Genomic DNA, 14,998 nt, shown 5'->3' with positions numbered 1-14,998 from the left:
CGAGCTGGACGCAGGCCGGCCGGTCACTCGCCTGCCGGGTGGCAAGACCGATGGGGGGCCGATGCATCGGTACCGGTCCCTCGTCGGCCATGGGCTGGTCCCACAGGAACTCTGATCACGGCGGGGCAGGGGCGCCCGCGCTCGCGGAGCGGCGAAGCTTCACCGAGCGCGGGACGCCGCAGCCGCGGTGGCGTCCGAGTTCTGCTCGAACGGCGTGCCCATGCGCGACGCCGTGCGACCGTGGCTGGACCGGGTCGTCAGACCGGCGGAAGCGGCGGTGTGCGCGCCCTCACCGCCGCGTCGGCGAGACCGTGCTGTTCGCCAACGGAGTGAGGGAGACCTGTGGCCGGCCTACGACCGGAGGCGGCGGGGTGAGGTCCTGGGCCGGGAGTCCGGGCGGGGTGGTCTCCTGCACGGGGACCTGGTCGAAGTCGACGAGGCCGGTCTTCTCCATGACTGTGATGTGGTCCAGTACGGTGTCGTTGGCCTGGGCGGCGAGGGCTCGGATCAGCGAGTTCTTCGTGGTGGAGCGGACACTCGAGACCGTGGTGAGGATCTGGCCGTTCGCCGGGCGCACGACGGTGACCATGTCGGTGTCGAACTGCTCGCCCCTCTCCGCGTTCAACCGGGACACGAAGCTCTGCCCCGACGGGGTTCTCCCACAGCCCGGCGGCGCGCACCTTGACCACGAAGTCCCGGTCGGCTTCCGTCAGCGCCCCGGTTGACGGGGTGGCGATGACCCGGTCCTGCGCGGTGTTGACCTTCTGGACTCCGAGCATGGCGGGGTAGAGGAGAGAGGCCAGGGTGGTCGCCACTGCTCCACCTATGATGAGAATTCCCGCCGCTTTCCGTGAAACGAGCACGGTGTCTCCTGATTCCGGTTTCGGAACCCGCACGTACAGGGGTACGGAGGGAAGGTTCCGCAGCGGTTCTGCTGGAGACCGACGCCGTCGCTCCCCTGCCCATGCTGATCGGCGCACGGGACCCACTGCTCGACATGCTGCCCTTGGCGCTGGACACCGTGCCGTGCGAGATCGGGATCACCGCACTCGCCGACCGGCCACCGTCCGCGAGCACCCGCCTGCTGATCAAGGGCATCGTGGAAGTCGCCCGGGAGACCGACCCCGTGCTGCCGGAGCCGAGGTGACGACGGTCAGGCGCTCGCGCGGCACCTCGGCTACCAGCCGACCGCGACCAGGAGCCACTGCGGGTTGGCGTGGGAGACGAACGAGGACTGGCCGGCCACGTCGTCGTAGGGGAAGCCGTAGGCGAGGTGGTTGATGGCGTTGTCGTGCCAGAACTGGGCGTAGTAGTTGGCCGGTGCCGCCTTGTAGAACTGGGCCGGGTCGGACTGCTGGGATGCCGGCAGGGTGGCGACATGGCGGTTGAGGGCGGCGCACATGTCGGGGTTGCCCGCCAGGGAGGCGGCGCAGCCGAAGATGTCGGAGGTGGCGGCGTTGACGCCGACGGACTGGGCGTAGGAGGTGAAGTAGGCGGCGTTGGCTCCACCCGCGCGGAAGCTGGGGTCGCTGCCAGGAGCGATGATGCGGTACGGGGCCTGGGAACGGGCCAGCACCTTGAACTCGTTCGGTACGGCGTCGGTGAAGCGCTGGAACGTGGTGGCGCGGTCCTCGGCGAAGGTCTGCCGGTTCTCGCCCACCTCGACGTCGTAGCCGTCCTTCGTGTGCAGGCGCATCGCCAGCTTCAGACCGAAGGCGTCGACGCGGGTGGTGTTGCCGTTGAAGACGTTGTTGCCGACCGTGAACTCGATGAAGTCGTAGTAGGGGCCGTTGGGTGAGCCGAGGTAGAAGTACATGCGGCCCGCGGAGTTGGCCGGCATGTCCAGGTAGGGCTGCTCGGCGATGGAGTGCGTCTGGCCGTTGAAGCTCCAGTACACCTGGCTGTCGGGGTACCTGCCGTTGGTCCGGTTGAGGATCTTGACCTCGACGGCGTTGCTCGCCGGGGGTATGTCGCCGGTGCTGCCCCAGAAGTCGTCCGGCGGTGTGGTGCCGCCGGGGCCGTAGACCTGGAACTCCCACAGCGAGTAGCCGTACGGAGTGCCCCGCGCGGTGCCGTGGAGGCGCACGTAGCGGCCGCTGCCGGAGACGGTGACGTGCTGGGTGCCGCCGGTGGCGGTGGTGGTGGAGTAGACGGTGGTCCAGGTGTCGGCGTCGGTGGAGGTCTGGATCTGGAAGGCGGTCGCGTAGGCGGCTTCCCAGGTGAGGTCGACGCGGCTGAGCAGTTGGACGGATCCGAGGTCGACGCTTATCCACTGCGGGTCGGCGAAGGCGGAGGACCAGCGGGTACCGGCGTCGCCGTCGACGGCTGCGCTCGCGGGGAAGGTGGCGTTCTCGGTCGAGGAGGCGGTGGCGGGCCAGCCCTGGGACAGCAACTGGTCGGCGGCGTGGGCGGGTGACGGTGCCAGGGCCGCGAAGAAGGCGGCGATCAGGACGACGACCAGGCCCACGGCCACGCGGGCGCGTGTGACACCGCTGGGTGGTCTGTGGACGGGCGCGCTGACGGAACTCTGCATGCGGGTCTCCTGGCCGGTTCGGCGTGTGTGGGGGTGGAGCAACAGCAGATGTGTGAGCGCTCTCTCGGGTTGTAGTCCTCTCCGTGTCAGTCGTCAACAACTGAAGCCGAAGACAGTTGAGTTATGACCCCCTGGCGAGAAACTGCTGACGGCAGCGCTGGGGTCCGGTTCGACGTCTCCGGCGTCTTTGTTTTCCGATCGATTCAGGGGGTGCAGCTGATCTGTTCCTACATCCTTTGACGCTTCCGGTCTGGACCAGAGTGCGGTCGGCTGCCGTGCCCGTCCGCGCCACCCGACGATCCCGCCGCATGGCACGATTGATGCGGTCCGCTAAAATTGCGCCATGAGCGCCGACACTCGCCCCCATCGCGTCGCCGTCCTCGTGCTGGACGGCGCCTACCCCTTCGAGGTGGGCATCCCCGCGCGCATCCTGGGCGCCGTCGAAGGCCACTACGAGGTGGAAGTCTGCTCGGCCGACGGCGAGCCGGTGGAGACCAATGCCGGGTTCGCGCTCGCCGTACGCCATGGGCCCGAGCTGCTGGAAAGCGCCGACACCGTCGTCATCGCGCCCACCGACCCGACCCGGCTCACCCGGGAACTGGCCGCACCCGTCGCCGCCGCGCTCACCCGGGTGCGTCCGGGCGCGCGGCTCACCTCGATCTGCACGGGTGGCTTCGTCCTGGCGGCGGCCGGACTGCTCGACGGCCGTACCGCCACGACGCACTGGGAGTGCGCACCGTTGTTCCGCCGCTGGTACCCCCATATCCGTCTCGACGAAGGCGTGCTCTTCGTCGACGACGGCGACGTGCTGACCTCCGCGGGCGCCGCCGCGGGCGTCGACCTGTGCCTGCACCTGATCCGCCTCGACCACGGGATCCGCCTCGCCAACACCGCCGCTCGACGTTGCGTGGTGCCTCCTTTCCGGGAGGGCGGACAGGCGCAGTACATCGAACGTCCCATCCCGGACGAAGACTCCGACTCCACCTCCGCCACCCGTCAGTGGGCGCTGGAGCACCTGGGCGAGCCGCTCACCCTGCCGCAGCTGGCGCAGCACGCCCATATGAGCCTGCGCACCTTCAGCCGCCGCTTTCGTGACGAGACCGGGGTGACGCCCCGCCAGTGGCTGATCAAGCAGCGTCTCGACCGCGCCCGGCACCTGCTGGAATCAAGCCACATGAGCATCGACCGGATCGCGGGCGAGATCGGCTTCGCGACCGCGGCCTCGCTGCGCCAGCTCATGAACGCCGAACTCGGTGTCTCACCCCTCGCCTACCGCAGGACGTTCCAGGCCTCGACCACGGCGGCCGCGGAATCCGAGTCGGCTACGGCCATGACCGCGGCACGCTGACGGTGCAGGTGGGGCGGGGGCTCAGAGGTTGATTCGCGGATGCCCTTCACGACGGTCACGCGCACGCCGTAGCTGTGCCGCACACAGGTGAACTCCACACCCATCGCCCCCGCGCCCGCGCCCACGGTGGGGAAGTGGACGCCCTTGGCGCGTCCGTCGGCTGCCCCGGAACGCCTCTGCGTAGTCGCAGCGCACCCGGACGAACGGGCGACGCAGGGCCGGTCAGGCGCCCAGAAAGGCGTTGACCTCGCGGGCGAAATCGGCGGGGTACTGGAAGAGGAAGCCGTGTCCGGCGTCCGGGTAGATGCTCAACGTGGCGTTGGGCAGGTGCTCGGCCAGCAGGTGGGTGTTCTCGGTGGGGACCATCTCGTCGTTGTCGCCGTTGGCCACCAGGACCGGCTGGTGGATGGAGGCCAGGCGCTGCAAGCGGGAGTCGTCACGCACGCCCCACGCCGAGATGGCGGTGAGCTGAGCGTCGCGCACGGCCAGGTCCGCAGGGGTGTCCCGCTCGGCGGTGCGCTCGCCCAGGCGGCCCAGGAACTCCTTGCCCTTGGCCTGGCTGGAGGCGCTCTTCTCGAAGAAGAGGGTCAGCAGGTTGGCCGCGGAGGGGGCGTCGTCGAAGGCCGCCTCCCGGATGGCGCCCGCGGTGTAGAGGTGGATGTTCCGCCCGCCCCGCGGAGCCGTGCCGGCCAGGATCAGCCTCCGGACCTGCCACGGGCGGAAGAGGGCGATCTCCTGGGCGATGAAGCCACCCAGGGAGAAGCCGAGCAGGTCGAAGCGGTGCAGCGCGAGGGCGTCGAGGAAGGCGATGGCACCGTACGCCATCTCCTCCACCGTGTTGGGGGTGGTACCGGTGGAGCCGCCGACACCTGCCAGGTCCACCAGGACGACTTCGCGTTCGACGGCGAGGGCGTCGACGAAAGCGGGGTCCCAGTTGTCGAGGTTGGCCCGGAAGTGCACAAGGCAGACCAGCGGCAGGGTGGTCCCGTCGGTCCGGCCGAAGCGGCGGTAGCGGTAGGTGACGCCGTCAGCGGCCTCCACCTGGAGGTTGGGCGTGGTCATCTGGCTGGACGGGGACGAGGTGGCCATGGCAATCGCCTCCAGGCGGCTTGAACTGCAAGAAGAAGAAAGGAAGAAGAGAAGGGGTGGCGGGCGCGTCCGGGATCGGTGACCTGACTACTGGCGCGGGCCCAAGCGCTCGCCCATGTTCAGCTCCAGGTCGTAGACGGCTTCCGGGCTCGCCTTGCCCGACGCCTGCAGGCGCTGCTGGACGAAGTCGCGCGCGAGGAGTTCGGCGAAACGCCGGTGCGTGGACGCCAGTTCGGCGGCGCCGTGCAACGGGGCGTCCTCGTTGACGATCTCCTTGACGGCGCGCAGGGCCTCGGAGTCGAAGAAGGCGACGCGGCGGGCGAACCGGTCGACCACCGCGTCGAGTTCGGCGTCCGGGACGGCTCGGTTGACCCAGCCGTACAGCGCGGCTGTGTCCGCGTCGTAGTCCTCCCCCGAGGCCACGATCTCCAGGGCCCGGGAGCGACCGGTCAGCCTCACCAGACGCTGGATGCCCCCGCAGCCGGGGATGATGCCGGTGCCGATCTCGAGCTGGCTCAGCACCGCCTTCTCCCGGCTGGCGAACCGGACGTCGAGCGCGGTCAGGAACTCGTTGCCTATGCCGCGTGCCCGTCCCCGAAGGGAACCGACCGTGATGAAGGGGGCGTTGGCCAGCTTGTCGACGAGGTGGAACCAGGTGGGCATCCCCTCGCCGAACTCGGCGATGCGGCCCAGGTGCAGGTGGGCCATGAAGAAGTCGGGAAGGGCACTGTCGAAGACGACCACCTTGACTCCGGTATCTGCCGCGAGCCGGTCGACGATCGCGACGAGAGCGGCCTCCACCTCGGGCTCGTAGAGGTTGAACGGCGGATTGTCGAAGGTGACCCGCCAGTAGCCGGGGCTCTGCTGTTCAGCACGCACCGGGGTCTGCGCGGAGTCCGTCACATCGTTGGGCATGGGAGGTTCCTGGTTCGTCGAGGGCACGCGGGGCAAGGGGGTGCACCGGGCAACGGCCAGAGGCCGTCGGCATCGAGTGCGAGGCTGTTTTCGGCGCGGGTGACGTGACTGGGGCACACAGGCCGACCAGCAAGGTCGTGCCAGTGCGGTCCACGCCGGAGCAGCCAGGTGTTACGTGTGGGGCGAGTCGGTCACGCCCTTACCCTCCCGCGCACACCGCCGCCCGACCGACGACGGAAGGGCCAACAAGCGCTGAGAACGCGCCACTCACCTCGACCCCGCCCGGTGCGCACCCGGTGGCAGGCTCGGCTCGCGCTGCCGCGGGCCGCCACGGCCCACCGCGGGGTCACGCCAACGCGAAGGCGCGCAAGGGCCTCCGCGGTGGTCCGGCGGTGGACTTCCGGGTCGCGCCCACGAGGCATCTACCGTGCGTTGGGCAGTGGCCCGGCGGTGCCGCCCTTGGGGCCGAAAGGGCCGCCTGTGCGAGACGCATCTGCCTCGCCGCGCCCCCGCGCCTCACGACGTCCGCAGCGTCGCCAGATACGTGGACACCAGCGTGCGGGCCCAGTCCGCGGAGGCGGGCTCGGAGGTGAAGACGGCGCGGTAGTAGAGCGGGCCGAGGAGGAAGTCCGCCGCGGTCTCGACGTCGAGTGCCGCTCCCCCGCGGTCCTGTTCGCGCCGGATGATCGCGCCGAGCTGGCGGTGGCGGTCCTCGACGCAGGCGCAGCCGCCCGCCGGACCGGAACCGATGGTCGCCCGCATGAGGGCGAGCGTGTCCGGGTCGGCGACGTCGGTGGCCACGTCGGCGAGCCAGCGCTGGAGGTCGCCTTCGAGGGAGCCGGAGTCGGGGACGACCAGGTCGTCGGTGAAGCGGCTGGTGGCGACGTCGGTGAGCAGCTGGGCGATGGACCCCCAGCGCCGGTACAGGGTGGTGGGGTGGACGCCCGCGCGTGCGGCCACGGCGGGCAGGGTCAGGGTCTCCGCTTCCTCCTCGGCGAGAAGTTCCGCGACGGCGCGGTGGACGGCCGCCCGCACCTTCGCGGAGCGGCCACCGGGACGTACCTGGGTCGACGATTCAGCCATGGGGAAATTATCGCACTGATCGTTGCGTTAGTGGTAGCGTCCTAAACGCATCGATCACTGCATTTGGAGTCGCGTCGTGTCCGGTCCCGCCCCGTCCCAGCTCCAGCCCACCCCGCCGACCACCGACCACGCGTCGCCGCCGGAGGAGAGGCGACGACGGCTGAGCCGTCCCGTCGCCTTCGCCTCCCTCGCGGTCGTCTTCGTGCTGTTCATGGCCGCCTCCAGCGCGCCCTCCCCCCTCTACGTCGTCTACCAGCAGGAATGGCACTTCTCCGCCACCACCCTCACCACGGTGTTCGCCGTCTACGTGCTCGGCATGATCGGAGCGCTGCTCGTCCTCGGCGCCCTCTCCGACCACCTCGGCCGCCGCCCGGTCCTGCTCTCCGCCATCGCCCTCGAAGCCCTCTCGATGGTCCTGTTCCTCACCGCGGGCAACGTCGGCCTGCTACTGACAGCCCGGTTCATCCAGGGCATCGCCACCGGGGCCGCCATGACGACGATCGGCGCCGCCCTCTCCGACCTCAACCCCGCGCACGCCCCGCACCGGGCCGGCCTCGTCACCGGCACCGCACCCACCTTCGGACTCGGACTGGGCTCGCTCGGCTGCGGCCTCCTCATCGAGTACGGCCCGCACCCCACCCGGCTCGTCTACGTCCTGCTGCTCGCCGCCCTCGTCATCGCCGGCGCCCTCCTGTCGGCCCTGCCCGAGACCTCGCTGCGCCGCCCCGGCGCCGCCCGCTCGCTTCAGCCCCGCCTGCGCATCGCCCCGCACCTGCGGGCCGACCTGCTGAGCCTGGTCCCGATCCTCATCGCGAGCTGGGCGCTCGGCGGTCTCTACCTCTCCCTGGGCCCGTCCGTCGCCGTCGGACTGTTCGGCCTCTCCAGTCACGTCGTCGGCGGACTCGTGGTCACCCTGCTCACCGGCCCCGCCTTCCTCACCGCTCTCGCCCTGCGCGGCTGGCCCGTCGGCAGGACCCTCGCCGTCAGCGCGACCCTGCTCCTGGCCGGCACCGCCGTCGCCCTGACCGGCGTGGAGGAGCACTCCCTGACCGCGGCCGCGCTCGGCACCGCAATCGCCGGCGTGGGCTTCGGCGGCTCCGCCCTCGCCAGCTTCGGCACCCTGGCCCGCATAGCCCGCCCCGCCGAACGCAGCGAGCTGCTCTCCGTCGCCTTCGTCATCTCCTACCTGGCCTTCAGCATCCCGGCCGTGATCGCAGGCATCGCCGCCACCCACGCAGGGTTGAAGGACACGTTCGTCACCTACGCGGCAACGGTCGCCGCGCTCTGCGCCCTCGCCCTGCTCGCCCAGCGCCTGCGCGCCACCCGCACCCCCGCCTCCGCGGTCGTTCCCCAGCCGTAGTGAGAGCCCGAAACCGGTCGCCGCGGCCCACCTGAGGCCGCGGCGATCGCCGTACGCCCGACGCAGGCGGCGTGGGACAGGGGGTGCCACGCTCCTTCGGCCACGGCGGCAGCCTCGGCGACGACCGGGTCGGCGAACAGGTGGTGATGATGGTCATCGTGATCTCCACCAGGTGCTCAAGCCCAGTCGCGGCAACACGCTCGCGCACCGATGCCGCCTGCGCAACCGAGATGGTGCCCCAAAACGGTTCAGCGCGGCTCGGTCAGGGGGGTGGCCGCAGTGGGAGCCGAGGCGGTGGCCTCGCGGGTGCGGGTGGCGGTGCGGGTGATCCATACACCGACGAGAGCCGCGGCGACGCTCAGCGCCGCCGCCACCAGCCATGCGGCGCGGAAGTCCTGCCGCTGTGCGGGGCCGACGTGCGTGCCGACGATGGCGACGAGGAGCGCGACGCCCACGGTGGCGGATATCTGGCGCACAGAGTTGACCAGGGCCGATCCGGTGGCCGCACGGTGGCCGGGCAGGGAGCTGACACCGGCGGCGACCAGGGTGCCGAGCGTCAGACCGACGCCCACGCCGCCCAGGACCTGACTGGGCAGCAGGTCGAGCCAGTAGTTGACGTCGAGAGAGGCGAAGCAGGCGCGCCAGAGCATTCCGGCGGCGAAGAGCAGTCCGCCCGTCGTCACCAGCGGCCCGTGGCCCAGGCGTTGCGCGGCGCGCGCGGTGAGCAGGGTGACCACGGGGACCAGGGCGGGGCCGGGCACCATGGCCACGCCGGTGCGCAGGGCGCTCCAGTGCCAGATCTCCTGGCACCACAGGACGTTCGACAACAGCATGATGGCGAAGGCGATGCCGAACACGAAGGTGCCGGTGCTGGCGGCGCCGAACTGCGGAAGGCGCAGCAGGGGCAGCTCGAACAGCGGGTGGGTGTGCTGGAGCGAGCGGCGGACGAAGACGGCGGCGCTGACCAGCGCGAGAGCGAACAGCGCAAGGCTCCTGGCGTCCAGCCACCCCCAGTCCGGTGCCTGGACCAGTGCGCCGGACAGGGCGGCGATGGCCAGGGTGATCAGCAGGGCGCCGGTGAGGTCGGGCAGGCGGCCCTGTTCCCGGCGGGTGGTCGAGGGCAGGACCCGCAGTCCGGCGGCCACGGTGGCGATGCCGATGGGGAAGTTGATCACGAAGACCCAGCGCCAGTCGACCTGGACCAGCAGTCCGCCGGCGACGGGGCCCGCGGCGGCGGCGAGCCCGCCCACGGCCGCCCAGTTGCGGGTGGCGCGGGTGCGGTGCTCGGCCGGCACGGAGGCCAGCAGGAGCGCCAGGGAGGTGGGCAGCTGGGCGGCGGCGCCTGCCGCTTGCAGGGCTCGGGCGGCCACCAGGGTTCCCAGGTCCGGTGCCAGGGCGCAGGCCAGCGAGGCGAGCGTGAAGACGCTGACGCCGGCGAGGAACACCGGCCGCTGCCCGATCCGGTCCCCGATGCGGCCCGCGACGACCAGGAGGGCCGCCAGGACGATGGCGTAGGCGTTGAGCACCCAGGACAAGGAGCTCAGCGTGGCCGCTCGGCCGGAGGAAGAGGCGAAGAACGAGCCCATGGCAGGCAGCGCCACGTTGACGATCCACAGATCGAGATTGGTCATGAAAACCGCCAGGAGGATGACGGTCGACGCCAAGCGCTGCTTTGAAAACCAAACCGATGAGCTCATGGGCACAGCGAAGCACGATGCGTTTTGCGATTCAAACCACAAAAGGGGCGGGAGCCATGACATTGCCCAAGCTTTGAGATTCAAAGTCCACGCGGGATACTCGGAGCGTGACCACACAACGCATCGACCCGTACGAGGTCCCCGGCCGCCCCTGTTCGATCGCGGCCGCACTTCAGGTGGTGGGCGACCGCTGGTCGCTGCTCGCCGTCCGCGAGGTCACCTTCGGCAACCACCGCTTCCGCCAGATCGCCAAGAACACCGGCGCCCCCACCGACCGGCTGTCCGCCCGGCTCAAGAGCCTGGTCGCCGACGGCGTCCTGGAGCGCCGCCCGCTGCCCGACGAGCCGCGCCACGACGGCTACTACCTCACCGAGGCCGGCCGCGACCTGATGGGCGTCATCCGCGAACTGCTGCGGTGGGGGGACCGCTGGCTGACCACCTCCCCACCCATGAAGCTGCGCCACCACGACCACGACTTCACCCCCCGCCCGACCTGCGCCCACTGCGGCGAGCCGGTCACCCCGGGCGAGGTGCACGCCGAGGTGACGGCGGAGGGCTGGACACTGGCGGGCCCGGTCGTGGCTGACGACGGCGTGCACGCCCGCGATGAACGGCATCGCGGTACCACGCGACGACAGCGTGGGTGAGGCCTGTACGACCGAGCCGGACACCACAGCGGTGCGGTGCCCGCACAGCGCGTCCTCGCCGCCCCGTACCACCATGCCACCGGTGGACGGGACGCCAAGGGACGGCTCCTGCCACACTTCCTCCCCTACCACGGCAACCTTTGTGCGCGTTGCGGCAACTCGCAGGCAACTGGGTCCCGGAGCAAGGCCCACCGCGCAAGAAAGACAAGCCGTTGCCAGACCAGAACCCCTCTCATCGCCGCCGTCCGGCAACCCGCCGCCTGATCGCCGCCGCCGCGGTGCTCGCCGCCGTGGGTGCTGCCGTACCGCTGGTCGCCCGGGCCGCATTGACGTCGAGCGCCGGCACCCCGACCGTGCTCGCCGATGCGGCGGCCGGCAGCGGCCGCTACTTCGGCACGGCGGTGCCTGCGGGCAGGCTCGGCGACTCGACGTACTCCACCCTTCTCGACCGGGAATTCGACATGATCACCCCGGAGAACGAGATGAAGTGGGACACCGTCGAACCCTCCCGCGGCACCTTCAACTTCGGGCCCGGGGACCGGATCGTCAGCCACGCCACCGCGCACGGTCAGAGGATGCGCGGGCACACGCTCGTCTGGCACTCTCAGCTGCCCAACTGGGTCAGTTCCCTCACCGACCCCACCACCCTGCGCAGTGTGATGGACAACCACATCACCCAGGAGATGACCCACTACAAGGGCAAGATCTACGCCTGGGACGTGGTCAACGAGGCGTTCGCCGACGGCGGCAGCGGCCAGCACCGCAGCTCGGTCTTCCAGAACGTGCTGGGCAACGGCTTCATCGAGGAGGCGTTCCGCACCGCGCGGGCCGCCGACCCCGCGGCCAAGCTCTGCTACAACGACTACAACATCGAGAACTGGTCCGACGCCAAGACCCAGGGCGTCTACACCATGGTCAAGGACTTCAAGTCCCGCGGCGTGCCGATCGACTGTGTCGGCTTCCAGAGTCACTTCGGCACCGGCGGCCCGCCGTCGAGCCTGCGGACCACCCTGTCCAACTTCGCCGCGCTCGGCGTGGACGTCCAGATCACCGAGCTGGACATCGCGCAGGCGCCGGCGACCGCGTACGCCAACACCGTCCAGGACTGCCTCGACGTCGCCCGCTGCACCGGCATCACCGTGTGGGGCATCCGCGACAGCGACTCCTGGCGCACCGGCGAGAACCCGCTGCTGTTCGACAACAACGGCAACAAGAAGCCCGCCTACGACGCGGTGCTCACCACCTTGGGCGGCAGCGGCGGCGGGGGCACTGCGGGCGGCGCCACGACGGCCGGGGACATCACCTCCGGCACCGTCTACACGCTCTCCAACGCGGCCGCCGGACGCGCTCTCGACGAGCCCGCAGGCCAGAACGGCAACGGCACCCCGCTCCAGGTGTGGGACGCAAGCGGCGCCACCAACCAGCAGTGGCGGGCCACCAAGAACGGCGACGGCTCCTACACGCTGACCAACATCGCCAGCGGCCGGGTCCTGGACGAGCCGGGCGGCCAGACCGCCAACGGGACCAAGCTGCTCGTCTGGGACAACAACGGCGGCGCCAACCAGCACTGGAAGGCGGCCCGGAACAGCGACGGCTCCTACACCCTCACCAACGTCGCCAGCGGCCGGGCGCTGGAGATCCCCGGCGGTCGGACCGCCAACGGCACCCCCGTCCAGATCTGGGACTCCAACGGCGGCGCCAACCAGCACTGGAACCTCAGGTCGTCCGCGTCCACGTCGACACCGACGCCGACGCCGGTGTCGACCTCGACGGGCGGCACCTGCGCTCTTCCGTCGACCTACCGGTGGTCCTCGACGGGTGCGCTGGCGCAGCCGGCGAACGGGTGGGTGTCGGTGAAGGACTTCACCGACGTGGTCTACAACGGCAAGCACCTGGTCTACGCGTCGAACGTCTCGGGATCGTCGTACGGCTCGATGATGTTCGGCCCGTTCACGAACTGGTCGGACATGGCGTCGGCCAGGCAGAGCGGGATGAGCCAGTCCGCGGTGGCGCCCACGCTGTTCTACTTCGCGCCCAAGAACATCTGGGTGCTGGCGTCCCAGTGGGGCGCGTCGGCATTCGTCTACCGCACGTCGAGCGACCCCACCGACCCGGGCGGCTGGTCCGCGCCAAAGCCGCTGTTCACCGGCAGCATCTCCGGCTCCGGTACCGGCCCGATCGACCAGACCCTGATCGCCGACGGACAGAACATGTATCTGTTCTTCGCCGGTGACAACGGCAAGATCTACCGGGCGAGCATGCCGATCGGGAACTTCCCGGGCAGCTTCGGCTCGTCGTACACGACGGTCATGAGTGACACGACGAACAACCTGTTCGAAGCGCCGCAGGTCTACAAGGTCCAGGGTCAGAACCGGTACCTCATGATCGTCGAGGCGATAGGGGCGAACGGCCGCTACTTCCGCTCGTTCACCGCCACCAGCCTGGGCGGTACGTGGACCCCGCAGGCGGCGAGCGAGAGCAGCCCCTTCGCCAGCAAGGCCAACAGCGGCGCCACCTGGACCAACGACATCAGCCACGGCGACCTGGTCCGCGACAACCCCGACCAGACCATGACCGTCGACCCCTGCAACCTGCAATTCCTCTACCAGGGCAAGTCCCCCTCGGCGAGCGGCCCCTACGACCAGCTGCCGTGGCGGCCGGGCATCCTCACCCTGCAACGCTGACGGCCCGAGAAACATACGTCGCGGCGGCAACCTTCTGATCCTCGGCGGCAACTGGGAGCCGGAAGACCGAGTCGAACTATCGGATGGACGGGCATGAGGGCAACGAAACACGCAGCGGCGCCACCGTGGCGCGGGCGCGCACCGCTCACGGGCATCCCTCGGGGCCGCTGGTCGTCAGCCTGCCGGCATGCCTGGCGGTGACCGTCCCCCATGGGCACGACCGCGGGTCGGTCCCGGGCCGGGCACTGTTAGGGTGCGCCTTCGATGTTGTTCAACGTGCAACCAACGCACACATCATTGCCAGGAGAGGGCTACGGAGGGATGCTCCTCGACGACGCGTCCGCGGAGTTCCACGAATTCTTCGAACGCCACTATGCCGAACTCGCCCGTCTGGCACACCTCCTGACCGGTGAGACCGACGCGGCGGACGACCTCGCGGCGGATGCCCTGGTCGCCCTGTGGCAACGCTGGGACCGGTTGCAGCAGGCCGACCACCCGCTGGCCTACGCCCGCGGTGTGGTGACCAACCTGGCGCGCGGACGGATCCGCAGCGCGGTGCGCGAGCGACGCCGGATCACGCTGTTCTGGTCCCGCGGCCCCGAGAAGGTGGACGGGCCGGACATGGCGGCCGTACTGGACGTCCGCGCGGCGCTCGCCCGGCTGCCGTTCCGCAAGCGTGCCTGCGTGGTGCTGCGGCACGCCTTCGACCTGTCGGAGAAGGACACGGCGGTGGCGCTGGGCATCTCGGTGGGAACGGTGAAGAGCCAGACCTCGAAGGGAATGGCCGAGCTGGTGAAGATACTGGGCGCGGGAGCGGCCGGGGACCTGGTGGCAGGGAGGAGGAACCGGTGAACGAGGACATCGCCCATAAGCTGCGCGAGGCGGCCGAGGCCCACCGGCCCGACCGTGCGCGGATGCTGGCCCGGCTGGAACGCGGCATGGCCGGCCCGGCCGTACGGCACCGCGCGCGGCCGTTCGCGAGGTCCGGGATCAGGGTCGCGCTCGCCGGGTTCGCCGCCGCCGGCGTCCTGGCGACCGGCGGTCTCGCCGTCGCCGCCATCGTCACGGGCCCGTCGCCGTCGCCGTCGGCCACCGTGACCACGCCTGCTACCCCGTCCCCCGCCGTCGGCTCCCCGCGACCGACGCCGACCCGCCCGACCCCTGTGGCGCCGCCTCCGGCCACCACCCCGGGCAGCTCGCACCCGACTCCGCCGACCACCAGTCCATCGCCGACCGCCGACGAGACCCGGAACGGACCGCTGTCGTCAGCCGGCTCGCTGGATTCGCGCAGCACCATCTACTGGACACAGAGCAACCTCACCCTCAAGACGACCCAGCCGCTCACCTCGCTCACGATCGAGATCCGGATCGTGCAGACCGGCGCCGTGAAGAACACCGGCACCTGGCAGACCCTGCCGAATGACGACTTCACCGTCACCGTCCAGGAGGCCGACGGCGCGCTGGTCTACCGCTGGGTCCTCAAGCCGGGCGTCACCGTACCGGCCGCGAGCCACGAGTTCGCCGCTCAGTTCAACAACGGCACCGCCGCGCGCACTGCTGGGGGCGACGGCTACCGCGTCGACGCGCAGGGTCCTGGCGGCGCCGCGTCGGTCCGGGGAGGGTTCGTCCCGACCCGGTGAAC

Annotated in this window: 12 protein-coding genes and 1 pseudogene; 7 read left to right on the top strand and 6 right to left on the bottom strand. The window is 70.5% G+C overall.

What is annotated here, in order from left to right:
- Positions 1–289: 289 nt before the first annotated feature.
- Positions 290–827 (bottom strand): annotated as a pseudogene (locus ACFULQ_RS02275) (hypothetical protein).
- 137 nt (positions 828–964) lie between these two features.
- Here ACFULQ_RS02275 and ACFULQ_RS02270 point away from each other — a divergent pair.
- A complete protein-coding gene (locus tag ACFULQ_RS02270) occupies positions 965–1,147 on the top strand; it encodes a hypothetical protein (RefSeq protein WP_383536925.1) in 183 nt (60 codons plus the stop codon).
- A gap of 30 nt (positions 1,148–1,177) precedes the next feature.
- Here ACFULQ_RS02270 and ACFULQ_RS02265 read toward each other — a convergent pair whose 3' ends face one another.
- Positions 1,178–2,533 (bottom strand): beta-1,3-glucanase family protein, encoded by a 1,356-nt coding sequence (locus tag ACFULQ_RS02265; protein ID WP_383536924.1) that lies wholly within the window; start codon positions 2,531–2,533, stop codon positions 1,178–1,180.
- A gap of 343 nt (positions 2,534–2,876) precedes the next feature.
- Between ACFULQ_RS02265 and ACFULQ_RS02260 the strand changes: the two genes are divergently transcribed.
- Positions 2,877–3,881 carry a GlxA family transcriptional regulator gene (locus tag ACFULQ_RS02260; RefSeq protein WP_383536921.1) on the top strand — a complete coding sequence of 335 codons (1,005 nt, stop codon included), beginning with the start codon at positions 2,877–2,879 and terminating at the stop codon, positions 3,879–3,881.
- A 222-nt stretch (positions 3,882–4,103) separates the two neighbouring features.
- Here ACFULQ_RS02260 and ACFULQ_RS02255 read toward each other — a convergent pair whose 3' ends face one another.
- The 3 genes from ACFULQ_RS02255 to ACFULQ_RS02245 form a co-directional block, all read right to left on the bottom strand.
- Positions 4,104–4,970 (bottom strand): alpha/beta fold hydrolase, encoded by an 867-nt coding sequence (locus tag ACFULQ_RS02255; protein WP_383536918.1) that lies wholly within the window; start codon positions 4,968–4,970, stop codon positions 4,104–4,106.
- An 87-nt stretch (positions 4,971–5,057) separates the two neighbouring features.
- A complete protein-coding gene (locus ACFULQ_RS02250) occupies positions 5,058–5,885 on the bottom strand; it encodes an enoyl-CoA hydratase/isomerase family protein (protein ID WP_383536915.1) in 828 nt (275 codons plus the stop codon).
- Positions 5,886–6,401: 516 nt separating this feature from the next.
- Entirely contained in the window at positions 6,402–6,968 is a 567-nt protein-coding gene (locus ACFULQ_RS02245; protein WP_383536912.1) for a TetR-like C-terminal domain-containing protein, read from the bottom strand.
- Between the two features lie 76 nt (positions 6,969–7,044).
- On the opposite strand from ACFULQ_RS02245, the gene ACFULQ_RS02240 reads away from it, so the two are divergent.
- Entirely contained in the window at positions 7,045–8,328 is a 1,284-nt protein-coding gene (locus tag ACFULQ_RS02240; RefSeq protein ID WP_383536909.1) for an MFS transporter, read from the top strand.
- Between the two features lie 248 nt (positions 8,329–8,576).
- Here ACFULQ_RS02240 and ACFULQ_RS02235 read toward each other — a convergent pair whose 3' ends face one another.
- Complete coding sequence (locus ACFULQ_RS02235) at positions 8,577–10,025, bottom strand: MFS transporter (RefSeq protein ID WP_383536907.1); 1,449 nt, start codon at positions 10,023–10,025, stop codon at positions 8,577–8,579.
- A gap of 107 nt (positions 10,026–10,132) precedes the next feature.
- Between ACFULQ_RS02235 and ACFULQ_RS02230 the strand changes: the two genes are divergently transcribed.
- From ACFULQ_RS02230 to ACFULQ_RS02215, 4 genes are all read left to right on the top strand, one after another.
- On the top strand, positions 10,133–10,672 hold the full coding sequence (locus ACFULQ_RS02230) for a winged helix-turn-helix transcriptional regulator (RefSeq protein WP_383536905.1): 540 nt from the start codon (positions 10,133–10,135) through the stop codon (positions 10,670–10,672).
- 260 nt (positions 10,673–10,932) lie between these two features.
- Positions 10,933–13,356, top strand: a complete 2,424-nt coding sequence (locus ACFULQ_RS02225) for a non-reducing end alpha-L-arabinofuranosidase family hydrolase (RefSeq protein ID WP_383537325.1) — start codon at positions 10,933–10,935, stop codon at positions 13,354–13,356.
- A 321-nt stretch (positions 13,357–13,677) separates the two neighbouring features.
- Positions 13,678–14,208 carry a SigE family RNA polymerase sigma factor gene (locus ACFULQ_RS02220; RefSeq protein WP_383536902.1) on the top strand — a complete coding sequence of 177 codons (531 nt, stop codon included), beginning with the start codon at positions 13,678–13,680 and terminating at the stop codon, positions 14,206–14,208.
- Positions 14,205–14,996 carry a hypothetical protein gene (locus tag ACFULQ_RS02215; protein WP_383536899.1) on the top strand — a complete coding sequence of 264 codons (792 nt, stop codon included), beginning with the start codon at positions 14,205–14,207 and terminating at the stop codon, positions 14,994–14,996. The genes ACFULQ_RS02220 and ACFULQ_RS02215 overlap by 4 nt, the downstream gene beginning before the upstream one ends.
- The last annotated feature ends 2 nt before the right edge of the window (positions 14,997–14,998 follow it).

Origin of the sequence: Streptomyces sp. NPDC057253 (assembly GCF_042669125.1) — a bacterium.
Taxonomy (GTDB): Bacteria; Actinomycetota; Actinomycetes; order Streptomycetales; family Streptomycetaceae; genus Streptomyces.
The sequence above is the reverse complement of the archived record's forward strand: the minus strand, read 5'-3'. Positions and strand labels throughout refer to the sequence as shown.

Bases quoted from the DNA above. Each gene is read 5' to 3' on its own strand.
- ACFULQ_RS02270 (WP_383536925.1), top strand. From the start codon at position 965: ATGCTGATCGGCGCACGGGACCCACTGCTCGACATGCTGCCCTTGGCG.
- ACFULQ_RS02265 (WP_383536924.1), bottom strand. From the start codon at position 2,533: ATGCAGAGTTCCGTCAGCGCGCCCGTCCACAGACCACCCAGCGGTGTC.
- ACFULQ_RS02260 (WP_383536921.1), top strand. From the start codon at position 2,877: ATGAGCGCCGACACTCGCCCCCATCGCGTCGCCGTCCTCGTGCTGGAC.
- ACFULQ_RS02255 (WP_383536918.1), bottom strand. From the start codon at position 4,970: ATGGCCACCTCGTCCCCGTCCAGCCAGATGACCACGCCCAACCTCCAG.
- ACFULQ_RS02250 (WP_383536915.1), bottom strand. From the start codon at position 5,885: ATGCCCAACGATGTGACGGACTCCGCGCAGACCCCGGTGCGTGCTGAA.
- ACFULQ_RS02245 (WP_383536912.1), bottom strand. From the start codon at position 6,968: ATGGCTGAATCGTCGACCCAGGTACGTCCCGGTGGCCGCTCCGCGAAG.
- ACFULQ_RS02235 (WP_383536907.1), bottom strand. From the start codon at position 10,025: ATGAGCTCATCGGTTTGGTTTTCAAAGCAGCGCTTGGCGTCGACCGTC.
- ACFULQ_RS02220 (WP_383536902.1), top strand. From the start codon at position 13,678: ATGCTCCTCGACGACGCGTCCGCGGAGTTCCACGAATTCTTCGAACGC.